The organism is Planktothrix pseudagardhii, assembly GCF_904830925.1.
GTDB lineage: Bacteria > Cyanobacteriota > Cyanobacteriia > Cyanobacteriales > Microcoleaceae > Planktothrix > Planktothrix tepida.
Genome location: NZ_LR882968.1, coordinates 1 through 24,190 on the forward strand (window position 1 = coordinate 1; position 24,190 = coordinate 24,190).

General features: G+C 39.0%; 19 protein-coding genes. 8 read left to right on the forward strand and 11 right to left on the reverse strand.

Annotated features, from left to right (window positions below; genetic code table 11):
• Positions 1-213 precede the first annotated feature (213 nt).
• From NMK36_RS28445 to NMK36_RS28455, 3 genes are all read left to right on the forward strand, one after another.
• A complete protein-coding gene (locus tag NMK36_RS28445) occupies positions 214-867 on the forward strand; it encodes a ceramidase domain-containing protein (RefSeq protein WP_254175242.1) in 654 nt (217 codons plus the stop codon).
• Between the two features lie 95 nt (positions 868-962).
• Positions 963-5,204, forward strand: a complete 4,242-nt coding sequence (locus NMK36_RS28450; protein WP_254175244.1) for an ELWxxDGT repeat protein — start codon at positions 963-965, stop codon at positions 5,202-5,204.
• A gap of 202 nt (positions 5,205-5,406) precedes the next feature.
• Entirely contained in the window at positions 5,407-5,589 is a 183-nt protein-coding gene (locus tag NMK36_RS28455; RefSeq protein WP_254175245.1) for a hypothetical protein, read from the forward strand.
• A gap of 206 nt (positions 5,590-5,795) precedes the next feature.
• Here NMK36_RS28455 and NMK36_RS28460 read toward each other — a convergent pair whose 3' ends face one another.
• The 10 genes from NMK36_RS28460 to NMK36_RS28505 all read right to left on the reverse strand — a co-directional run bounded on the left by NMK36_RS28460 (position 5,796) and on the right by NMK36_RS28505 (position 19,216).
• Positions 5,796-8,792 (reverse strand): ATP-binding protein, encoded by a 2,997-nt coding sequence (locus NMK36_RS28460; protein WP_254175247.1) that lies wholly within the window; start codon positions 8,790-8,792, stop codon positions 5,796-5,798.
• Positions 8,793-8,802: 10 nt separating this feature from the next.
• Positions 8,803-9,387 (reverse strand): hypothetical protein, encoded by a 585-nt coding sequence (locus tag NMK36_RS28465; RefSeq protein ID WP_254175249.1) that lies wholly within the window; start codon positions 9,385-9,387, stop codon positions 8,803-8,805.
• Positions 9,387-12,452 carry a DUF1156 domain-containing protein gene (locus tag NMK36_RS28470; protein WP_254175250.1) on the reverse strand — a complete coding sequence of 1,022 codons (3,066 nt, stop codon included), beginning with the start codon at positions 12,450-12,452 and terminating at the stop codon, positions 9,387-9,389. The genes NMK36_RS28465 and NMK36_RS28470 overlap by 1 nt, the downstream gene beginning before the upstream one ends.
• Positions 12,453-12,473: 21 nt before the next feature.
• Entirely contained in the window at positions 12,474-13,202 is a 729-nt protein-coding gene (locus tag NMK36_RS28475; RefSeq protein ID WP_254175252.1) for a hypothetical protein, read from the reverse strand.
• Between the two features lie 37 nt (positions 13,203-13,239).
• Positions 13,240-14,493, reverse strand: a complete 1,254-nt coding sequence (locus NMK36_RS28480) for an AAA family ATPase (RefSeq protein ID WP_254175254.1) — start codon at positions 14,491-14,493, stop codon at positions 13,240-13,242.
• Between the two features lie 13 nt (positions 14,494-14,506).
• Positions 14,507-17,338: a protein NO VEIN domain-containing protein gene (locus NMK36_RS28485; protein ID WP_254175256.1), complete on the reverse strand. Its 2,832-nt coding sequence runs from the start codon at positions 17,336-17,338 to the stop codon at positions 14,507-14,509.
• Positions 17,339-17,559: 221 nt separating this feature from the next.
• A complete protein-coding gene (locus tag NMK36_RS28490; protein ID WP_254175257.1) occupies positions 17,560-17,817 on the reverse strand; it encodes a ribbon-helix-helix domain-containing protein in 258 nt (85 codons plus the stop codon).
• On the reverse strand, positions 17,814-18,404 hold the full coding sequence (locus NMK36_RS28495; RefSeq protein WP_254175317.1) for a ParA family protein: 591 nt from the start codon (positions 18,402-18,404) through the stop codon (positions 17,814-17,816). The genes NMK36_RS28490 and NMK36_RS28495 overlap by 4 nt, the downstream gene beginning before the upstream one ends.
• Positions 18,405-18,526: 122 nt before the next feature.
• On the reverse strand, positions 18,527-18,970 hold the full coding sequence (locus NMK36_RS28500; protein WP_254175318.1) for a type II toxin-antitoxin system VapC family toxin: 444 nt from the start codon (positions 18,968-18,970) through the stop codon (positions 18,527-18,529).
• Complete coding sequence (locus tag NMK36_RS28505) at positions 18,971-19,216, reverse strand: hypothetical protein (protein ID WP_254175258.1); 246 nt, start codon at positions 19,214-19,216, stop codon at positions 18,971-18,973. It lies immediately after the preceding gene.
• A gap of 168 nt (positions 19,217-19,384) precedes the next feature.
• On the opposite strand from NMK36_RS28505, the gene NMK36_RS28510 reads away from it, so the two are divergent.
• The 3 genes from NMK36_RS28510 to NMK36_RS28520 all read left to right on the forward strand — a co-directional run bounded on the left by NMK36_RS28510 (position 19,385) and on the right by NMK36_RS28520 (position 20,650).
• Complete coding sequence (locus NMK36_RS28510) at positions 19,385-19,801, forward strand: element excision factor XisH family protein (protein WP_254175260.1); 417 nt, start codon at positions 19,385-19,387, stop codon at positions 19,799-19,801.
• Entirely contained in the window at positions 19,789-20,124 is a 336-nt protein-coding gene (locus tag NMK36_RS28515; protein ID WP_254175261.1) for a XisI protein, read from the forward strand. Before NMK36_RS28510 ends, NMK36_RS28515 begins: the two co-directional genes overlap by 13 nt.
• A gap of 256 nt (positions 20,125-20,380) precedes the next feature.
• Positions 20,381-20,650 (forward strand): relaxase/mobilization nuclease domain-containing protein, encoded by a 270-nt coding sequence (locus NMK36_RS28520; RefSeq protein WP_254175263.1) that lies wholly within the window; start codon positions 20,381-20,383, stop codon positions 20,648-20,650.
• A gap of 99 nt (positions 20,651-20,749) precedes the next feature.
• Here the strand turns inward: NMK36_RS28520 and NMK36_RS28525 are convergent, their stop codons facing one another.
• On the reverse strand, positions 20,750-21,670 hold the full coding sequence (locus NMK36_RS28525; protein WP_072717485.1) for an IS5/IS1182 family transposase: 921 nt from the start codon (positions 21,668-21,670) through the stop codon (positions 20,750-20,752).
• Between the two features lie 79 nt (positions 21,671-21,749).
• Between NMK36_RS28525 and NMK36_RS28530 the strand changes: the two genes are divergently transcribed.
• Together NMK36_RS28530 and NMK36_RS28535 are read left to right on the forward strand one after the other, a co-directional pair.
• The gene (locus NMK36_RS28530) at positions 21,750-23,084 is read left to right on the forward strand and encodes an IS701 family transposase (RefSeq protein WP_254173241.1); all 1,335 of its coding nucleotides are present in this window, start codon (positions 21,750-21,752) and stop codon (positions 23,082-23,084) included.
• Between the two features lie 107 nt (positions 23,085-23,191).
• On the forward strand, positions 23,192-24,043 hold the full coding sequence (locus NMK36_RS28535; protein ID WP_254175265.1) for a hypothetical protein: 852 nt from the start codon (positions 23,192-23,194) through the stop codon (positions 24,041-24,043).
• The last annotated feature ends 147 nt before the right edge of the window (positions 24,044-24,190 follow it).

Below are 24,190 nucleotides of genomic sequence, written 5' to 3' on the forward strand. Positions count from 1 at the left end.
TGGGAATTGCCCAAGAAACCTTAAGCCGAATTCGCGCGAAACAGGAAAAGCGTCAACGTATTTATCAGCATAAACTCCATTAAAATTAATTCCAAGAGAATTTGATAAAAATCAAAAATTAGCAGTTTTTTGATCAAGATCAAAAATAAAGACTTTACGGGATTAGGCTGGGAAGTTTATTATTAACAAGATAAGCTCTTGAGGAGGTTATCTGTGGATTATCTTGATTTGTACTGTGAACGTTTGGCTCCAGGTTTAACAGGCGAACCTCTCAATGCTTTGTCAAATATTGCTTTTTTTATTGCCGCTTTGGCTCTATTAAAATTAGCCCGTCATCAACAAAAGATTGCAACTGAAATTTGGCTGCTCATTGGATTAATGGTTGCTATTGGAACCGGAAGTACCTTATTTCATACCTTTGCCACTCAATGGTCAAATCGGCTTGATGTTATACCTATTCTTCTGTTTCAACTGTGTTTTCTCTGGCTATACACCCGTCGAGTTTTGAGAATTAAACCCTTATTTGCAGGGATTTTAATCGCTGGATTTGTATTAGCCAGTCAATGGAGTCAACAATTTTTTCATCTTCTTAATGGTTCCTTATCCTATGCTCCAGCATTGCTAATTTTAGGGAGCTTAGGAATTTATCACTATCAACAACAAAAGCAAGAACCGTTGATTTTATTGGCAGCAACAGGGGTTTTCTTCGTTGCTTTGTTTTTCCGTACCCTGGACAAAACAATCTGTCCTGAGTTTCCCTTGGGAACTCATTTTCTCTGGCATCTGTTGAATGGTGTTGTGCTGTACTTATCCACACGAGGATTGATTTTGAACTGGCTAAAAACTGAAAATTGTAAAGTTATGTAACGAATCAGGTAATCCTTTAGAAACAGCCTGACAAGCATATAGGGTTGATTAACCCAATTCCTAAAACCATGTATTTTATTAAGGAAATAACTGATATGGCTACACTTCAAGATTTAGCTAAAACTTCTGCTTTTGGAAATTCTTTTGGCTTCCCAACTTTTAATTCTGCTGCGGTGCAAGAAATTTTATTCCTCGATACAGGAGTAACAGATTATCCTTTGTTAGCTGCTGGAGTCAGAACAGGTGTAGAAGTGGTTTTAGTGCATTCCTATGAAGATGGAGTGCAACAAATTACACATGTTCTCAAACAACGGCAGAATATTCAAACCGTTCATATTGTTGCTCATGGTTCCCCAGGTTGTTTGTACTTAGGAAATAGTCAGCTTAATATTAAGACCCTAAGCTATTATGCTGATCAACTTCAATATTGGTCTGTATCAAATCTATTACTATATGGCTGTTATGTCGGTGCTAATCCAATTTTCTTACAAGAGTTAAAACAGTTAACAGGTGCAACCATTGGTGCAACACAAACAATTATTGGTAATTCTGAGCTAGAAAGGAATTGGGATTTAGAAGTAACAACTGGGGAAATGAATATTTCTCCTGTATTTGAAGAACAGGTAATAGCAAGTTATTCTTCCATTTTAGGTGCAGTTTTAGTTAAAGATATCAATCCTAACGGAAGCTCTTCTCCCAGCACTCTAGATATGGTTTACAATCTTACAAACATCAACGGTACTTTATACTTTAGAGCCAATGATGGAATTAATGGCTTTGAATTATGGAAAAGTGATGGGACTCCAGAAGGCACTATTTTAGTTAAAAATATAAACCCTGGTAGTAGTGATTCTTTACCAGGATTTTTAATCAATGTAAACGGTACTTTGTACTTTCACGCCAATGATGGGGTTCATGGCATTGAGTTATGGAAGAGTGATGGCACAACAGCAGGTACTGTTCTGATTAAAAATATACGGCTGGAAAATATAAAACCTGGCTTTGTTAGTTCTGTACCAGAGAATTTTGTAAATCTTAATAACAGTTTATTCTTTCAGGCTGATGATGGAGTTCATGGTAGTGAATTATGGAAGAGTGATGGTACAGAAGCAGGTACTGTTCTTGTTAAAGACATTTATCCATATTTCGGTTCAGACGGTTACCCTGGTATTGACTCTTATACTCAAATGGTTAATATCAATAATATTCTATATTTTTCTGCTGATGATGGTATTCATGAGAGTAGTTTATGGAAAAGTGATGGTACAGAAGCAGGTACTGTTCTTGTTAAAGATATCAATCCTTTTCCACCAGCTACGGGGCAGCCAGAGCACTTTAAAAATGTCAACGGTACTTTGTATTTTATATGCGATGATGGGGTTCATGGTAGTGAATTATGGAAAAGTGATGGTACAGAAGCAGGTACTGTCCTAGTTAAAGACATTAATCCTGGAACTGTTGGTTCATTTATCGTTTATCTTGCTAATGTTAATCAAACTCTGTACTTTGAAGCGACAGTCGATGATCCAAATCAACCTGTTGGCTTATGGAAAAGTGATGGCACAACAGCAGGTACTGTTCTTGTCAAAAATATTGAGATTTGGAACCCCCCCACGAATGTTAATGGGATTGTGTATTTTACAGCTTATGATAGTAATAATGGGCTGGAACTGTGGAAGAGCGACGGAACTTCAGAAGGCACTGTCTTAGTTAAAGATATTAATCTTGGGAGTAATAGTTCTAACCCTAACTATTTGACTGATATCAATGGAGTTTTATACTTTACAGCGACTGATGGTATTAATGGTGTTGAACTGTGGAAAAGTGACGGGACTCCTGAAGGTACTGTCCTAGTTAGCGATATTAATCTTGGGACTGGTAGTTCTTACCCCAATAACCTTATTGATGTTAATGGCACTTTATACTTTCAAGCTAATGATGGTATACATGGCTATGAGCTTTGGAAATTATCCGATGTTGATACTATCTCACCGATAGCCACTACTTTCACTCCCACTGATAACACTACCAACGTTTCAACAAATACTAACCTGGTAATTAACTTTAGTGAACCGATTCAAAAAGGAACTGGTAACATCGTAATTAGAAAAGTTCCTGATAACTCTACAGTTGAAACTATTGATGTTACCTCTACTAACGTTACTATCACTAATAATAAGATGACAATCAATCCTAATCTTCAGTTAGAGGGTGGGCTGCAATACTATATTCAGATTGCAGATGGAGCGATTAAAGATAGTAGCGGAAATAAATATTCAGGTATTACAAACAACACAGATTGGAATTTTGAAACCTCTCGAACAGGAACAGCAACCGATGATATTCTCAATGGTACAGAAGCAGATGATACCCTTTCCGGTGCGGGTGGTAACGATTTATTGATTGGCTATAGTGGTAATGATTTGCTCAACGGTGGAACCGGAGCCGATACATCTAAAGGCGGTACAGGAAATGATACTTATGTTGTTGATAATGGAGGAGATATTGTTACAGAATTAGCGGCTCAAGGAACGGATTTAGTTCAGTCTTCTATTACCTATACTTTACCTGCGGAAGTGGAAAATCTCACCTTAACAGGGACATCAGCAATTAATGGGACAGGCAATATTTTAGCTAATACCCTTACTGGGAATACGGCTAATAATATTCTCAATGGAAGTACCGGAGCCGACCAACTTAAAGGTAGTTCAGGAAATGATACTTACATTGTTGATAATGCTGGGGATATTGTTACAGAATTAGCTTCTCAAGGCACAGATTTAATCCAATCTTCTGTTACCTATACCTTACCTGGGGAAGTGGAAAACCTCACCTTAACTGGAACAACCGCTATTAATGGGACAGGGAATGCTTTAGCTAATATTATTACTGGAAATACCACCAATAATATTCTCACAGGGGGTGCAGGAAACGATACTTATGTTGTCGCTAATGCGGGAGATATTGTTACAGAATTAGCTTCTCAAGGAACAGATTTAATCCAATCTTCTGTCACCTATACCTTACCTGCTAATGTTGAAAACCTCACCTTAACCGGAACCACAGCTATTAATGGCACAGGGAATACTTTAGTTAATATTCTCACCGGGAATACTGCTAATAATATCCTGAATGGTAGTAGCGGAGCCGACCAACTTAAAGGCAGTACAGGAAACGATACTTACGTTGTCGATAATGCGGGAGATATTGTTATAGAATTAGCTAGTGGAGGTACAGATTTAGTCCAATCTTCTGTAACTTATACCTTACCTGCTAATGTTGAAAACCTCACCTTAACTGGAACTACTGCTATTAATGGTACAGGGAATACTTTAGCTAATATTATTACCGGGAATACTGCTAATAATATTCTCAATGGTAGTACCGGAGCCGACCAACTTAAAGGTAGTACAGGAAATGATACTTACGTTGTTGATAATGCTGGAGATATTGTTACAGAATTAGCGACTCAAGGAACGGATTTAGTTCAGTCTTCTATTACCTATACTTTACCTGCGGAAGTGGAAAATCAGATCTTAATAGGAACTTCTGCTATTAATGGTACAGGCAATACTTTAACTAATACCATTACCGGGAATACTGCTAATAATATTCTCAATGGCAGTACGGGAGCAGACCAACTGAAAGGGAGTACAGGAAACGATACTTACGTTGTTGATAATGCTGGAGATATCGTAACTGAATTAGTGGCTCAAGGAACGGATTTAGTTCAATCTTCTATTACCTATACCTTACCCGGGGAAGTGGAAAATCTGACTTTAACGGGAACTGCTGCTATTAATGGGACAGGTAATACTTTAGCTAATATTATTACCGGAAATACTGCTAATAATATTCTCAATGGCAGTACCGGAAATGATAACTTAATTGGGAGTAGCGGTGCTGACCAATTGTTAGGGAGTGATGGCAATGACTCTCTCAGTGGAGATGCTGCTAATGATACTCTAACGGGTGGACTCGGTGCGGATAAATTTATCTATAATACCAATGCTGTATTTGCGACTTCTGCGGTGGGTGTAGATACAATTACAGACTTTAATATCTCACAAACTGATCAAATTGTCTTAGATAAAACAACCTTTACCAGTATTAGCAGTATTGCGGGAACTGGGTTCTCTGTCGCCACTGAATTTGCTAAAGTCACCACTGATGCCTTAGCTGCTACCAGTGCAGCCGATATTGTTTATAATACCGCGACAGGCGGATTATTCTACAATCAAAATGGTGCTGCGGCAGGTTTTGGAACAGGCAGCCAATTTCTAATCTTAACTGAAAAACCTGTATTAGCGAGTAGTCAATTCCTAATTCAAGCGTAGGAAAAATAATAAATTGAATGACTTCTCTTGTTTAAATATCTGAATGTTTGGACATCCAATTCTGGATGAATAGCGCTGGTATATCGCTGGATAGTTTATGATAACTCTAATCTCAATTTGCAGATTATAGCTGAATGCCCTTTTAACCAAGACCCGATTATTTATCAACCTCAAGTGTGGACACAAATTACAACTTCTAACGATGAATAAACCGATTCCTGATAAATTATCAAGCCAAATTGACACAGGTGTAAAACTGGCTATTGCTAAAGCCGTAGATAGACATCGAAAATTAGGAGAATCCATTAGTATTTGGCAAGATGGAAAAGTGATCACGTTAACCGCAGATGAAATTCCTCAGCCTCCATCAACGAATCAAAGTTAGCTTTAGAGACGGAAAAACTGCCCCTGATGAGACAGTTTAAAGAATCATGATTTTGAGGTTGACAAAGGGATAAAGCCGAGATAGCCGCAAAACAGGACACGCTGTAACGATTTATTACGACTAATCGCTGCAACCCTTACACAGAGGGGATTTTCATGGCTACTTTGCGCTTCATGACACGTTCGCTATTTCGCTCTCGATCAACTTCAGTCTAAATGATCATCAAGTCCTAACTCTTGCAAAGCCACTTTGGTTTCATCTCGTTTTTGTTGAGAAATCTCCCCTTCAATAGAAAATTCGATTTTTAAGGTTAATTTTACATCCTGATCTGTTGTCAATTTAGATAGAACTCTCATATAAAAATTCATCCATTTTTGCGGTGTAATTTCTCCTTTCCAACTTAACCCTTGAGGGAGTTTAGTCGTTTCTTCAATGCCTAAATTCTCAGGAGTTTTATAAGATTCTCCTTTCTCCTTAACTCGTGCTACGGCGGGAGATAGAATCGAAACATTGATATTTGTCTTAATCTCTTCAACGGTAGCGGTAATGATAAAATTACCAACATCATGACCCGCTTGGAAAACCCCATCACTATCAATCGTACCTCCTGTTGCTTTCCAGGTAATTTCATCAAAAGTTAACTCTTGTTCATATTGATCAAATCCTTTGACGGTAAAGGTTTGTTTGCATCCGGGTTCTAGGGTTAGGGAACTGGGAGAAATGACTAATTTTGTTAATTTTGGGGGATCTGTAATCCGTTGCAAATAAGCTTCTGCCTCTTCTGACTTAATAATAAAAATATCGTCCGAAATTTCAACTTCATTAACGGATAAATCCGTTTTAAATAAAAAGGGTTCATAACGGTCATTTGACCCCTTGCTAACATAGGCTAAGGAACCTTCTTTAACGCCTCGTGCGATCGCTTCTTTAATCGCATCGGGTCTCAGAAGTCGGGGAAACTGGGGAGAAGCAAAAAACGCATCGCGCACAGATTTTGTACTCCATTCTTTAAACGCACCCGACCAATTTCTGATTAAAAACCGAGGACTAATTTGGTCTTCAACATCCCCATCTTGACGTAACCGATTGAGTATCAAACCGACTAAAGAGGTCGCCCCACTAGAGGTAATTAACCCCAAATCAGTCACCCGTAATTGATTATCTTTACCCAGTAATACCAAATATTTATAAGAACGCCAAATCGCTTCTGTTAAATCTCGTTGGGCTTTTTTCAAATTTTCTTGCAGTTGTTTTTTCTGATTTTCATCTAACCCTTGTTCCTCGTCTCGAATATCTTCCCAAGCGAGGAGTTTTCGAGCTTCTTCTCGCAGTGAATCATCAGAATCAGCGATCGCAAAAATTAAAGCACTTTTGCACGTCCGCGCCGAAGCTCCAGACTCTCGGATGATTGTTTCTACTAATTTTAACGTTTCTTCATCCCGTTTCTGTTGCTCAGGACTCATCACCACTAAGGTTAAAATCGGTCGGTCAGGAATCTGATTAGAATGGGTAGGAAAATGAACAATATTAACGCCTTGGGAACTGGTTAATAATTTTTGTACCTCAGTTTTAACTCGTTCTTGAATGCGTTGAGACTGGACATTTGCCCGACGATCTGCTAAAATTTTATTGAGATTCGGATATAAACTAAAGCGATATTTGGTTTGTTCAACGGTTAGATAATAACATTCACTGGCTAAGGTTTCTAAAACCGTTTCTACATTCCCAATATCTAAATCGGGTTCTCCAACCGCTAACCGAATTTCAGGAACCGTTGCTTCGGTTCGAGAGCAACCCCCATTCGATTCAAAGAAAATTGTCGTTCCGACTTTCCGGTGTAAGCGAGATTTTTTGATGGCGTCTACGGCTTCAATATCTAATCGAATTGCATGGGCATCTTTTTTCCCACAAATATCCGTTGTCACCGCAGATTCTAAGCGATTTTCCCCCATTTGATTAAACACGGCTTCTCGAAACATCGGGTCATCTAAGGGTGCAGTTCCTAACCCAATTAACGCATCTCGATGCTGACCTTTATACCCCTCTTGATACGCTTGAGACACCCAAAGGGCTAATAATCTTAATACCCCCCTCGTCCGTTGAAATCGAGGTAAAGATTGCCATTTTCGTTCAAAAACGGATAAAACGGTGGGATGAAAAGGGTAGGTCGAGGTAAAGATGTCACGAGCATAATCAACGGGAAACCAACTCGGAAGTTGTTGTCGATGGTCAAGCACCCAATCTGCATATTCAGAACAAGTGTTAATCGCATCTTTAGGGAGAAGAATTTTACCTTCGCTACTCACCGCTTGAGCATCCCATTCAAACAGGCGACGACGGATAATTTCTGAGGTTTCTGACTCCGCAGAAATCACCACCGCTTTCCCCAGTCGGTCTAACATTTTTTTGAACCGTTGTTCATCCGATTCATCGGCGGCGGTATATTCTAATTCAGAAGCCGGAATCGATACGACTAAAACAACATTATCTTCTCCTCTAGCGGTTTCTGATAACGCTTGAATAAAGTTATACAGTTTATCGCCATAGCCTTTTTGACGATAGGTACTGGCATAATTAATAATTTCATCTAATAAAATTAAACAAGGTTTATCTTTGGGGAGAAATTTCCGAATCACATCCCCTTTCGGTTCAATAAATTGGTTTTCATGTTCAGCAACGACCGCTAACGCGGCTTCTCCCCCTAATTGATAAGCAATTTCTCCCCAAGGGGTTTTCCGTTTCGGGGTTCCGTCGTCTCCGCCGCGTCCGGTGAGAGAATCAAATTCAGTTCCGACAAATACCGCAACGGCTGCTTCTGGAACTGAGTTAATTCCGGCTTTTTGAAGGAGTTTTTTAACGCCTGTCCAGTTATTGGCTAATTGACCGTTTTTAGCCAGATGATAGAGTAAAGTTAACGCATGGGTTTTTCCGCCTCCAAATTGAGTGGACAGGTTAAAAACGGCGGAAGTTTCTGTTTTTTCTCCTGATAAGCGCCGAATGACTTGGGCGGCTAAATCAATTAAATATTTGGTTAAATACGTTCGGTCAAAAAAACGTTCGGGTTCTTGATAATCTGCGGGTGCTTTTTGGTTGCGAACTTGATCTAAATGTACTGCAAATTCGGAAGCATCTAAAGGTTTTCCGTCTCGGAGATCTTCACGGGGAATTAAACCTTCTATTTTGTACCAGGGTTTAGTTACCATAATTCACCTGCTAGAGTATGCTAAAGTTTCCGGTATTTGTTTCAAACTGCCACCATTTAAAAAAACCGTAGGGAAAGGTAGCAGAATCATCTCGACTACCTACGACTACGATGGTTTCACCGTCAAGTTTCATCCTGTCGGGTAAACTGATGGCTTGTAGCACTTCATCGCGTAGAAAACTAATTAGGGAAGCGCGTTCTTCTGCACTGCTACGGTAGCAAAAAACGATTCTTAAAGATGCACGGATACATAATACTTTCCAAAGCGAGTAGGCACTGCGGTTAATATCTTTACTATTCTCTAGTTCCATAACGGCGATAGGAAACCGCCAGCTTTTATCACCAGCAGTAAAGGACATAACATCTAAAGCTAGGTATTCACTGGGAGATACAGGAAATAAGCCTAGTGGATGTCCTTTGGCGGAAGACTGCCAACCCATTGCTGTAGAAGTGGAGACAACGGTGGTAGTTAAGGCTGTTGTCCATTTACCAAGTTGTCCTTTTAAGGCTGCTTGTTTTAAGGGTTCAGCATTTTCAGGTTGCTGTAGGGTTTGCCAGAATTTAGTTTGCCACTGATAGGCGATATTTTGCATCATCAGAACCCCAACCCCTTTTTCCTTGCTAATACCCCATCGACCCAACGCTTTTCCTCACTAATACTAGGATACAACGCTGATAACGCTTGGGCTAATGTCCAGAACCGTTGGTCTTTTCCGACTTCATCATCGACTAAAAACCGTTTTAGGGCTTCACTGCGTCCGGCGGCGAATAAAATCATGCTTTGGTGAATGCGGTCTAATACGGTTTTACCGAGGGTATCAACGGCCGTTTCTCCCCAACTGTCTTCGGTTTCTGCTTCGGGAGTCTGGGCAAATAAACCGGGAATGAGAAGTTGTTTATCGGTTTTTTTCTTAGTTTTTTGGGTCGGGGCTTTGGCGCTTTCTTTTCCTAACAAATAGGAAGACCGTTCTGATACAGGTAAGAGTCGGGCTTTATCTCCTTTAACTTGCACGAGGGTTGTTAAGGTTTCTAAATAAATGCCTAACCCCTGGGCAATTTTGCGGGCGGCGTCGAATTCTAAAAGATAACCACTGACTTTGGGGGCTTTTTTAGCGGTGTCTTCTTCGTCGTCTTCTGACTCTACCGTGTCGGGGTCTTCTGTTTCGGGGTTTTGAGTTTGGCTATCGGTGGAAAGTGTCCACAACCAAATGGCGGTGAGTCGGGCGTCGGCTTCAAACCCGGTAGCGTCGGCGTTGGCAAAAATCATACTGAGGGCTTCTTTGGAAACGGCGGCCCAAACGTTTTCTAAATATTCCCGCAGGGTGACAATTTCCCCAGAGGCTTTTTCGACGCTGGAGTAACGGGAGAAGATTTCTAAGGCTGGGCCAAGGCAAGCAAAGATGGCATCTGCACCGACAACGCCTTCTGAGGCGAGTCTGGGCATCCAGTCGTGGATGCGTTGGGGGAGTTCTTGTAATACGTCTCGCCAGTCGCCGATATCATCTGTGCGGAAAGAACCATCAGAGTTTTTGCGAGGACGACAAACAAGGTGAACCGAGGAGGCTAAAGCAGCAGAATTCATCGCCCGAAGTCTTGTTCCCATTTCGGTGTCAATAGGCCATGAACCTGTAATTATCCAACCAGCGTTGACCATTGCTTGTAATTGTGCTTCCCATCCTGCTGTTGATTTGTGGGCAAATACAATAATGCCTATTCCTTCTGGGGCTAAAAATCGGCATCCTTCCGACATTGCTTTTTGCATTTGTTGTTCAAAATAGGTTTTATCTTTACCTTTTATCTCATCAACAATACACTCATCTTCTTTTGGGGTTAATTCATCAGTAAATACAGTTTTTAAGGAATTAGGTAATGTACGTTTTAACCAAACATAGAAAAAATCAGATAAGTCGGCGTAGGGGACAGCATCATAATAAGGAGGGTCTGAACATAGACATTGAATTGAATCAGGAGGAAGATAATAAACATTATCAGCATTTGCTTGTTGGGTTTGACCTGGATAAGGTAAAAAAGCATTGGATTCACAAACATCTAAAACCCAGTTAATAGCCCCATTTAACCCCCCCGTTGCACCTGAAAATAAATTAGCCTCTGCAATATCCCAAACCATAGGAATCGCTTGTCTAGCAAATAAACCTTCTATCTTTTCACCTGCTGTATTCCAACGAGATAAAGATGTTAATGTATTGGCTTGCCTATCAACTGCCAACGCCAAACAAGTTTGAACCGCATCAGCCAACCCTTTATCTTCACTATTAGCTAACTTTTCCCCTGTTTCTTTTATTAATCTTACTAAAGTAGTTAATGCCAAAGCTTGACGAGATGTAAATAAATTGCCCCAATATTCCATCCCGTAAAGCTGTACGCGAAAGCCTAATGCACCTTGAGGCGGTAAAGGTTCATTAGGAACTAAACTTAATTCTCCTTGATGCGCTTTAATTCGTTTTTCTAGCTCATTTTTTGCCTTTTCAATCGCTTCTAAATCAATAGGATTTGGTAAACGATAAAATCGACCTTGTTGATTAGGTTTTGTTACCACGACACAGAATAAACGAGCATCATTTGCACCGCCATGACGTGCTTTTAACTGTTTTCTCACAGAAGCCACTGGCGTTGTAAATCCACAACAGGGACAAGTTGCAGAACCCCGTTTTACTGTTCCTTCTAAATTAGGATTTTTGACCTCTAATTGATGATTATCTGCCTTAACCCATTTCTTCTTCACTTTTTCAATAATTTCAAAATCAACTCGCTTTTCTTCTGGGTTGGGAATCAGTTGTAATGCAACAGATTTATTACTTTTTTTACACAACCATAAAGATCGCATTAACGGTACTTCTGCCCCACAACCTGGCCCCTCACAAGTAATTGTTCTTGCCCATAAGTATGCAATTGGTGTACTACCATCAGCATCTTTGAGATAAAATTCTGCTAACTCTTTTTCCGCTTCTTCCTTCACCCATTGCCCCCATTTTCGCACCTCATCCGCTAAGGTTTGCCCATACCGGGGAATATATTCCAAAACCACTTTATTGAGTAAAACTGCAACGGGATTTAAGTCAGACGCAAAAGCATTCGCCCCCACTCGTAACGCTTCTAACGGAATAGACCCCCCACCTGCAAATGGGTCAACTACTAACGGTTTAGTTCCTAGAATTCCCCCTAAAGATTCATGGGCAATTTGCGTTAATAATCGACTGGTTTCTAAATAGTCCGGTTGAGTGGAATTATCCCAGTTGGCAAAATCCGCAATAAAATCTAATAACCGATATCGTAAAATATTGAGATGGTTAAAATTGCTGACATCCAACTGATTTTCGGGTTTCGCTAAAACCTGCCATTTCTTCAAATTGTCCGTTGAACAATGGTTCAATATTTTAGCATTGGTTGCCGCTTTTTTAGCAAAATTTGTGATAATTTTAGCCGCTTCCTCTTGAAACAGAGGTGAACAGTTTTTATCAACGGGGTCTGGCCATAATGCCGCACAAATCACCGCCCGACAAGCTGCTAAAGGTCGCCTCGCCCACCAAATATGTAATGTAGAAATATGTCCATGTCGAATCGATTTTTCTCGCCGCGCATGGGCAGAAATTTGTTTAATGGGAAGGTCAACTTCAATTAAGCGTTTCGGGTAATCATTCATGGTAACAAAAATAAAAATAATTTATAAAAAACAGGATACTTTATAAGCGGATAAAGTTTGAATAAAAGAGCGAGATTCGGGAATGTGATTAAAGATATTATTAATACCTGGGAGGGTAATAAAATTAAGTGCTTTTTCCTTTAAATCATCTTCGCTAACGGTTCTATCGTCAGGAACGTTATAAATCATTTGTTTTAATTCTAACGGTTTTTTATTATAGTAAGTCACGGGATTTAATCCTTTAGCTGCTGCAATCAGAATTTCGGTTGAAGGAAAGGTAATAATGGGTAAGACTAGGGGAATCTTATTCTGAGAATAACTCTGTTTGAGAATACTGTCATAAAATTTAATCGAGGCTTCTGATAACAGATGAAATAATTGAATCCCATATTTGAAATAATCCTGATCAGATTTTAAGACTAATTCAGAATCCGTTGTTAGAATAATTAGATCACAATTGCATAAATCAACTTGATAAATTAACTCTATAAATCCACTATACAATACACCGACTACCGCCTTAACTAAATCTTGAGGATTTTTGGTCTGGCTATTTCTTTTTTCTGCGATTAAATATTTTTCGATAGCATCATGGATGGTTTGGCGTTGTAACTCGATAATATTACAATCAATAAACTCTTGAGCAGTTTCTTCTGTTAAAATACAGTCCACCAGTTTAGCAAAAATTTTGCGGTCAGTTGGGCCGTCTCCAATTATCCCAATATTGCGTTTAACTTTACCTGTCGCCATATCCTCATTATTCCTAAATTGATTTGAATAAACTTGATTAGCCAATTGTTCCTGAGTACCACAGTTCTGCTAGTTGATATTTCGGGATTTCAACGCGGCGGTTTCCGGTTTTCTCATCTTCAATAATATCCCCTTCTACGGTTCCAATTCCGATTAAGGTATCTAAGGCTTGATTCAAGTTTCTGACATCGCTTTGATAGTTGCGTTTATTTAATCTAAAGGTATAAACTGAATCTAAATTTTGATGAAATTCTCGCAGCACAGAAGGACTATGAGAGGTTAAAATAAATTGGGGGCTAATGTCTTTTTGATTAGGCGCCGTTGCTTGCCAAATCCATCCGATTAATTCTTGAATATTACCCGGATTAATACCATTTTCGATTTCTTCCATTAACATTAAAGCCGGAGGATTTTTAATCGAAACTAATAAGGCAATGGCAGCCGCTTTTAGTAAGCCGTCGGAAATGACTTCAGGCGGAAATTCATCCAGTAAGCGATCTGTTGTGGTTCTTCCTAAATCAAATTCCCATAATAATTTAGACTTTCTTTCATTTAAACGAATCCCTACAAAGTTTCTATTGTCTGCAAATCGTCTCATTAATGCTAGAAACCGAGAATAAACTCGTTCTTCTTTAGTTTTTATATAATAAATTAATTTTTGCAAGTTTTTTCCTTCATTCCCTAAAACAGCAGGAATTTTTATCTCTTGATTTAAGATATTGTCAATTTCTAAATTATCATGAATGATTCCTTTTAAAAAAGAAGGTTGTAAATGGTAACTAAAAATGTTCTCACAATCTTTAAAAAATAAATTTAATAATTCTTTTTCTTCATTTCCCAAGATTTCAGATTTTTCCAGATTTAATCTCATCTCGATTGAATCTGTTTCTGGCTCATATCCATTGGTCAAGGTTTGTAGGTTTTCTGACAAATTAACAGCAAACTCTAGTTTTTCTCGACACCCTACCTTTTCTAAAAATTTCTCGTTCTGATAAAGCTCCAGATAATATCTGACAAAATGATTATTTTTGCTCCATTCAATTTCAATCGACATCGTATCCTCCTCAGAGGCTAAACGATAGCGATGGCTAAAATAATCTTTAGCTTGAACGGTTCGGTTTTGTTCTTTAAAAGGATTTCCTTGTTTAATTAATCCTGAAAAATGTTGTATTCCTGATAAAAAGTTGGTTTTACCAGAACTATTATTACCAATGAGTAAAGTAATGGGTTTAAGCTCTAGGGTTGTTGATTTATGAGTTCTGTAGTTTTTGAGGGTGATTTTTTTAAACATAATGTTAATTCAGTCAGTCTTTTTCTGGATAATTCTTGGGAAAACGCTCTAAAATTTCCGAAGGTTCTAGTTGATAATGCTCAATTTTGACTAAAGGTTGCCATCCTAATTTTACAGGATCTGGAATCGGATAAACCGTTGGAGTCGTCGCGCAATTAAACACCACATATAACCAATAGTCCTGTTTTAAACGTTCTGCGGTTTTATACTCATTGGTGGTTAATGCCACTTCCCCCACTTGTGACCGTCCTTTGACTTCAATAAATCGAACAGCAATGGCGGTTTGGGAATCTTCTGGGTGGGGTTTACGGGATATTAAATCAAAGCCTCGGTTTTCGGTTTCCACACTTTCCACTTGCCATCCTCGCGCTTGTTCATATTCAATCACCGTTTGAATGGCAATGCGTTCGATTTCTTGGTTGCTGACCATTGTTGCCAGTTCTGGAGAATGGCGTTGCGGATGGGGAAGTACCCAAGCGCGACCGTGATGTTGAATATCGGTAATGGTACAATTTTTTTCCTGTTTTAACTGTTCTCGGCGCGACTCTAACCGTCCATTCCGTTCAAATAAACGGTCTTCCATTTGTTTGAGTCGTCCCTCCAAACCGATTTCTTTTGACTCCGATTCTTTTTGCATTGACAGTTCAGCAAATTGACGTTGTACCCGGTCAATAATATTAGTCAGACTAATTTCGGTATGGCGGATAATAATTTCGACTTCCTTTTGCCTTTGGCTTTGAATTTCGGTTAAAAACGGTTGTAACGCTTGTTCAATTAAAGTTTGTTCAACCTGTTGGCGTTCAGGTAAGGTTAAGTTTTCGGGGGGGAGAGTGTCCGGGTCTGCTAACGTAAAATCGAGGAAAATCGTAGGTTGGCGGATATAAAAGGTTCCATTCATTGCCGTTTCAACGACAAATAAACGTCGATGTAAAATCCGTCCTCGTCCATCTTGAATGGTAGCGGAAAAAACATCTAAACCAGAGGGTTCACTGCGATGCAAATCATAGAAAATCGCCCCTCGGCGTAAATCATCTTGTACCTCTTCCCAAACTTTTTCTCGAACCGTTTCAAACAGAGGATGTCCCGGTGTGACCCATTCTAAAGTCGGGTCATCTTTTAAGCGGTCTTTATCGAAAATAATCTGTTTATAGTCTCGTCCGAGTTTACCATATCTGGGTTCTAAGCGATCGCCCACTGACCACAACGTGCGAGGAATTTTTCCGACTCGATAAGTATGAGAATTTTTTCTAACTTCTTTGGGATGAATTCCCGCAACGGTTGCAGCTTCTAAGAAAAAATATTCAATACTTTCAGGAACTAAACGCCGTTCTTTTGCTTCCACCGACTGACCAATGAGTTTAGATAAATTTAAGCTTTTTTTCGCTAATCCTTCTAAGGTAGAATGGGTAATTTTTCTAAACTCATTGAGGTTTACTTGTTCAACAATTCGGTCTTTTATGCTATCTTCGGTTAAGTTTTTGGCATACATTTCCCGCAACATTCGTTCTAATTGATTAGCCGGAAAAATATCCCCTAAAACATTAAATACTTTTCCCGTTTGTTCGGGGTCTAAATCTCTCTCAATCGCTTCTATGCGTTCAAAAAGTTTCCACAAAACTCGACCTTCCCGTGTATTGGTGGCGACAAAGTTAAAAATTAAACAATCTTTATCTTGACCATAGCGATGAATTCGGCCCATACGTTGTTCTAAACGAACCGGATTCCAGGGAATATCATAATTAATCATAAACCAACAAAACTGCAAGTTAATGCCTTCTCCGGCGGCTTCTGTGGCGACTAAAACTTGACAGTCTTCTCGAAATTCCCGTTCTGAGGTTTTAACCGTGCGATTGGTAAATAGTTTTTGGACTTGTCCGGTTTCCGGTTCGGGAAATGTGACTAAGGCTTCTTTGGTGCGACGTAAATAAAAGGGAGCCACATTCCGTTTCATGGCTTCTTCTAAACTTTTAATATCTCCATAAACATCAGGATCTAATAACTCTAAAAATAAACGGAAATTATCGGGATCTCCTTTATGGGGGGTCGCTGTCATCAGTAAATAGTGATCGGTCATTTCCGATAGTCTTTCCCCCAATTGGTAAGCGAGGGTTTTCTTATCGGAACTGTAAGCACTCATTTTATGGGCTTCATCGACAATAATTAAATCCCAATGGGATCTGAGTAAGCTATCTTTGGCATCGGGAATGCGAGAAACCCAAGAAACGGAAGCGACGACTTGGTTCTTTTCCTGCCAAGGATTTTGACCGTAATTCGCTCGAAGAATATCCCCTTTGACGACTTCAAAATCTTCTCTAAATTTATCTTTCATCTCCCGTTGCCATTGGAAGGTGAGGTTGGCGGGAGCGATAATTAATGTGCGTTGTACCAGTCCTCGGATTTTGAGTTCTTTCAGGAGTAAACCCGCCATGACGGTTTTTCCGGCGCCTGGGTCATCGGCGAGTAAGAAGCGAATTCGAGCGAGTTTGAGGAAATAGTCATAAACTGCTTCTAATTGGTGGGGAAGGGGATCTACACGGGCAATGGCCAAGGAAAAGTAAGGGTCGTATTCATGGGCCAGTCCCCACCGCAGGGCTTCTACTCCCAACCGAAAGTTCTGGGGGTTGCCATTAAAGGGTTCGTGTTCGGGGATGATTTGTAGTTGAGTTAATTGTTGAGGATTGAGAATGGGTTCATAAACTTTTTGGGTTTGTAGTCCTTTACCAATGAGTTTGATCGACTGTCCCATTGGAATTGTTGTGATCACTTGCACAGGTTCAGGAAATAACGTCCCTTGCACAATCGTATTGGGTTTTAACCGATCAAAGTCAATCTCAGTTGGAGTCATGAGTTAAAAGGAATGAGGAATGAATACCGGAAATTTAATTAAGTCGCCGGATTCGGGTTAAGTTAATTCGATTGTGTAGCGGGGATTTAATTATTACTTTAAAGCTCTAGGAACAATTAACCAAGCGTATATTTACGGAAATTTAGATCATTTATATTTTTTAAATCTCTGTAAATATACGTTATTTTCAACTTTTTTGTTGCCTTCTCAAAGGCAAATGTTTAAACATCTGAATGTTTAGACATCCAAGCTTTTAGGAGTTGTTCTACAATTTCGCTCATCTCTTCCCCTTCGGTGGCAGCGATCGCTTTCAGTTGACGGTGTAATTCCTGGGGTAAATACACCGTTGTCCTGACATAGTTCGGATCTTTGCTCTTACTTAATTTTTTAGAAGGTTGTTCCGTTTTGTTGGGGGGAGCTTGTTTTTCTGGAGGGTCTTGTTTTTTGGCTGACTTAAATAAATCATCAAAACGGCTCATTGCAGTACCTCCTTCCCGACTTGTTGGTAACATTGCCATCCCGCTTTGGCATAGGGGTCATTCACTTGGTTGACAGGAACCCCCTCTAAAGCAGCTTTTTGAAATACGGCTAGTCGTCTAATTCCCGTTTTAAATAAAGGCAGTCCGGCATTTGTAATCGCCAGTCGGGCTTCGTTTCCACTGCGGTTGGGTTTAGGGGGAATTAAGGTCAGAAGGATTTTATAGTTACTTTGAAGACTATGCAAAGCATCAACCATTTGTAAGGTAGCTCGGAGAGCTAGAGCATCAGGGGAAGTGGGCAGAACGAGTAAGTCGCATCCCTGAGCAATGGTTTTCAAGTCTTCTGGGTCGGGTCGGGCGGGAGTATCAATCACGATATGTTCAAATTGTCTGGCGAACTTGACTCCCTGTTTTTCATCGACAACTTTTATGGGAAGATTGCCTCGACTTGCCCAGTCCAAGGCACTGCGGTTTAAGTCCCCATCAACTAACAGGGTGTCTGCATTGGATTGCAGGTAAACCGCCAAATGGAGAGCCGTTGTAGACTTCCCAACTCCCCCTTTGAATGAAGCCACTGTTATGATCATCTCAACATCTAAATGTTTAAACATCTAAGCTTTATTATACTGAGCATAGGAGCTTTGAGCTTTAACTGGGTTAGCTAGATGTTTAGACATTTAAGTGTTTAGATGCTTGGATGTTCAACAGATTAATCAGTAACATCTCCAGGGTTTACGGGAGTAATTTCTACATAACGGCGAAAATCCTCAATATTAAAAGTTAAAATATGCGTTAAATTATGTATCAACATAGCAGCCACTAAACGAGCATCATGAACATTAACACCTTTGACTTCATAAGTGCTGACTAACCTTTCCCATTCTGTATAAATAGCACTGGTATCCAGCAATAAGGGAAACATCGTCTTTAATTTGGCAACTTCCTCTCTAGTTTCTGTAATTGAATATCCTAATCCATTTTTATTTTTAGGACGAGTGCAGACATTCCAAAACTCAATTAAATTTTGCGGTGTAATATACAATTCTTCACCCCATTTTAACAATAGACTAATGGCTGTAGTTGCACTAGAAAACATTGGATGGGAGGGTTCTGAACTTCTGAGCAAAATATTAGTATCTATTAAATAAGATATTTAACCTCTGTCTCCATAAATGCTTTCTCTACTAATAGCTTCATCCGATAAAAGGGGAGTATTCAAAGGATGACTATTCGCCCACTTTAGAAAAACCTTAGCTTTTTCTTCTGGGCTGGCTACTTCATAAAAAGGACGGTGTTGAATCTCAGTATTTAGATTGATTTTCCGGTTTAATAAATCCTTTTCTTCCGCCGTTAAAGACTGAATAATTTCAGCCAAAGATTCCACTAATTTAGGATTCATAACAATTTCCCTCCCTAATTGATTCTAGCCATTAAACGGAGATCATCTCTATTGTAGACGATTTGGCTAAATTTCTTCTAGGATTAAGGTGCGTGATTATTAGTTTTGCTGCGGGGATTGTATAATTGTTAATAAAGATTAGTCAACCTGAGTAAACTTGATATCCTGATGTCTGCCAAGGATGTTTATCACGATATAGTTAAGGCAGCCCTGCAAAAAGAGGGTTGGCTGATTACCCATGACCCACTGGTGTTAGAGTTGTCTTCCGGTCGGCTAGAAGTTGATTTAGGCGCAGAGCAATTAATTGCTGCCGAGAAAGAAAGCTTTCAGATTGCTGTTGAAATCAAAAGCTTTTTATCCCCTTCTCTAACAACAGAATTTCATCATGCTTTAGGGCAGTTTCTTAACTATCGGGTCGCATTAAAGGTCAAAGAGCCAAATCGCGTTCTTTTTTTAGCAGTTCCAACTAAAATATATCGTAACTTTTTTTCTGGAGAATTAGCACAGTTGAGTGTTTCTGAATACCAGGTTAAGGTTCTCGTTTTCGATCCCGGACAAGAGGTGATTGTACAATGGCACAACTAGAACAATATCGTCAATTCATTCAACAATTACTTGCAGAACACAATAAGTATAAACCTTCTTACGGAGACCTAGAGCAATTTACGATCATCGATACGCAAAATGACCATTATCAGTTAGTAACAGTTGGCTGGGAGGGCGATCGCCGTGTGTTTAGTTGCTTGATCCATATTGATATCAAGGGCGATAAAATTTGGATTCAGCATGATGGTACAGAAGTAGGGGTTGCCAATCAACTGATTGAGTTAGGAGTACCTAAACAAGCCATCGTCCTTGGTTTTCACGATCCCAATGCTCGGAAATTCACAGAATTTGCTGTGAACTAAAAAAATAACTCACCGAAAATTTCCACGAATCTAAAAATAGCCCATTAATTTCATTATTAAACTGCGTTTAGCTTTTTGGTTTTCAAGAGTTCAATCAAACCCTTAAGTGACAACAGGAAAAAAATAAATCAACCCATTGGCTGATTTACACATTAGAACAAGATGACCAGAAGTTAGAGCCTTTTTCCTTTGAAAAGCCAATAGACTAAACAGGAGACGAACTAACTTTTATCAGTTCAACACAAAACTTAGGTCAATGATTGGCAAACAAATCATCGGGAAAAACTTCACGAAACTGCTTAATTACCTCTTTTCTAAAGAAGGTGCTTCTTTAATTGGAAGCAACATGATGGGAAAAACACCACAGGAATTAGCTGTTGAGTTTCGCTCTTTTCTCCATTTGAACAATCGAGTGCAAAAACCCGTTTATCATGCAGCGTTAAGTGTTCCCCAGAGTGAGGCTTTATCCAATAGACATCTCCGAAAATCTCCAAATGCCCTCTATCGCTACTTTTGGAATCTCTAGCACTCCTGTGCCGGCTTCTCCAAAAGTAACGGATTCATAGGCTTTTTCAGTCACATTAATAATAACTAATGAATTTTATCTCTGATATACAATTATTTCTCAAAAGAATTCTGGGCAATTCTTAGATGGTAATACAATCGCTCCTATTCGCCATCTTATTAATCCACATACTGTCAAGATTACTGCTTCATAATTTTGCCTCTTTAACCGAAATCTTTCTGAAGCAACTCGATAAATTTTTATCAGTCTTATTAAATGTTCAACTACAATCCTTTGTTGGGCTTTTAACCGATTTTCTTCTCGCTTTTCCGCCGACATCTCTTGATTCCTCGGTTTCTTATACGGTGTATTAATTGCTGTTTCTCCTACATAAGCTTTATCCCCTCTGTATTTTTGATTATTCCCCAATTCCTGGCTTCTTTCTCTCCACAATTTCAGATCACTTGTTGCTCCGGTATAACCCACAGCTACATCCACTATTTCTTTTCCATTTGGCATGACAATGACTTGATTTTTAAAGGTATGTGTCTTTTTCTTTCCTGAGTAATATTTTTTCTGCTCTTCATTGTCTGTTGGTCTTTCCCTGGGCTGTTCATAGCTATCTACTACTAACTCAAATTCCACCAGAATTTTTTCTACCCACTCCCAATCACTCTCGTTTTTTTTTACTTGCTCTAGCAAACTCGCTGGTAGTAATTCTCTCAAGATTTTTATCCAGTTATGGAAAATATCATTCGCTGTTGATTCACTGACTTCAAACTGTAACCCTAACATTTGAAATGTGGGCATTTGATGCAGATAAATTAGAGTCAGTAAGATTTGTTCCTCCACAGATAATTTCTGCCGACGACCCCCACCTGCTTTAATCAACCTGATTTTAGTTTTTTCTTTTTCCTGTCGTTTTTCTTCTTCTAATAACTCCGCAGCTTGAATGAGTTCTATCATCTGTTCATATTCCATCCCTAATAGCCTTTTTGCTTGCTGGGGATTCTTGTCCAGATAGTCTCTTAATTTACTCATCTCTAACCCTCTTCTGTCAGTCTCCGAGGAGTAAAATTAGAAAATAAACCAGATGGGTAGCTAGAAGGGGGATAGGGTAATGGATGTAGAATTACAGATGCTCAAACATTTAGCCCGAGATGCACAACCAACAGTTTCAGTGATTGATGAATATTGTCAAGGTTATAAAGACCTATTCCCAGAAGTGAGAAGTTACGAATGTTTTAAATACTTACATCTAGGAATTATCTCACCAATTCCGAGAAAATCTTTACCGGAAATTGCTAAAATAGTAGGAATTAGGTCGCCACAATCACTGCATCATTTCTTAGCCAATTCGCCTTGGTCAGCAAGGGAATTAAAGGAAAGAAGATTAGCCCGAACTCTAAAAGCATTGAAAGGAGAGAAGATTATAGTAATAATTGATGAGACAGGAGATAGGAGAAAGGGAAAAAAAACCGACTATATAGCTAGACAATACTTGGGAAGTGTGGGCAAAACAGATCGGGGAATAGTATCAGTTAATGCTTACGGTGTTTATAAAAATATAACCTTTCCTTTAGTGTTTAGAGTATTTAAACCCAAAGGAACATTAAAAGAAGGAGATGTCTACAAAACTAAGATTGAAATCGCATCAGAAATTCTAACAGAATTGGTTGATTGGGGATTTCAGATTGAATTGGTATTAGCAGATAGCCTTTATGGTGAAAGTAGTTCGTTTATCAGTACATTAGATCAATTTCAAATTCCTTGGGTACTAGCAATAAGAAGTAATCATGGAGTCTGGATGTCAAGCGAGCAGAAAGTTAGAGCCAACAAATGGTGTAAATTTGAGAGGATTTTTAGCAATCAAGAATCAGAAACCAGATATATTAGAGAAATCATATTTGGGAAAAGAAGTACAAGAACCTATTGGGAAATTACCACAGATCCAGAAACGATGCCAGAAACATCAACTTCGTTTGTCATGACAAATTTAACAGAGAAGAGAAGCCAGATGAAAAAGACATTAGGTAATTTATACGGGTTAAGAACATGGGTGGAATATGGATTTCGACAATGTAAACAAGAACTGGGTTGGACTGATTATCGGTTGACGGATTTTCCCGATATAGAAAAATGGTGGGAAATCATTTTCTGTGTGTATTTAATGATTAGTTTCAACTCCGAAGTTTTCCGGTCTTTAAGTCAAGGCAGTCCCCGAGAATCTGAGAGCAAAAAAAACACCACCGATTGCTCAACTCATCAACAATGGAATCACAAAGAGGGATGGAAAAATGTTTTAAATAATCTGCGTTTAATAATTCAGCCTACTATTATATTGTGGTTGATTGTCCCGTGGCTAGATATTTTTCCCGACCGCCATTTATTAGTGGGTTTTCATAAATTAATTGAGAATATTAATCAATTTCAATCTTATTTTCCCAATGGATAACTCTACTTTTTATTACTTGTTGATTTCGGAGAGTGACAGAAGAGGGCTAATCCGGGGTAAAATTTAATTTTATCATCTTTTTACCCCTCCTTTTTTCTATTTTGGAGATGTCTATTGAGCATTCACAACTTGAATTTGAAGACAATTATCAAGACAATAATAATACTCATTTACCCGAATTAAACTGGATTGAGCATCAACAAATTGAATGGGGAAACGATTCCAAAGTCAATAATACTAATTCAACACAATTTAACTCAATTTATCATCAGCTAATCGAACCTATTAACAATGATAAAATTGATCAGTTAAAATTAAGTTATTATTGGGATTTAGTTCGAGAAAATTTAGTAGAAATTTGGGAATTACCGGCTGAACTAATAGACTTAGTACACCAGAAAGGATGGATTAATACAGACGAGCAAAATTGTGCTGTTTTTACGCTTCGTACCTTGGACGGACACAACACAGGAACTAGCACTTTAGAGCCGAATGGAGAATTTTCTATTCGTCTTAATCTCGAAGATGATCTCGTTAAGAATCAGTCGAGTGAAAGCGGCTTTTTCTGGATAGCGACTCAACATAATATTGAACGAGCTATTATTACCAGTGATCCGATAGAAACTTTATCTGTACTCGCTTTAGACCCGGATTTTAATATTAGACCAACCTTGTACTTAAGCATTGATGCTATATCTTCATTACCAACAGATTTTTTAAGGGATATTCCCACTATAGTTGTTGGTTTAAAAGGAGATGAATTCGGCGAACAACTCTCTCAACAAATTATTGAGTTTCTCCCACAAGCTCAACGAATCAATCCAGGGTTTTATGGGTGGAATCAACTCTTAATAGACCAAAATCAAGACCTAGAAAACCAACGGGATAAACCTGATCAAGTTAACAATCAAGTACAGCAAGAATTACAACAATGGACTGAAGGCATTAATTTGAATTAAAATAGGATGTGGTGATTTTCGCTAAAAATAAAAAGTTGACTTTTGCTAGATAAGGCTTTAATAACAAAAATCAACTTTTTAGTGGTGTTGGGTTGGACGACGATGCTACGCCTAGCCTTCGGGCGATCGCTTCCAACATTCAACATC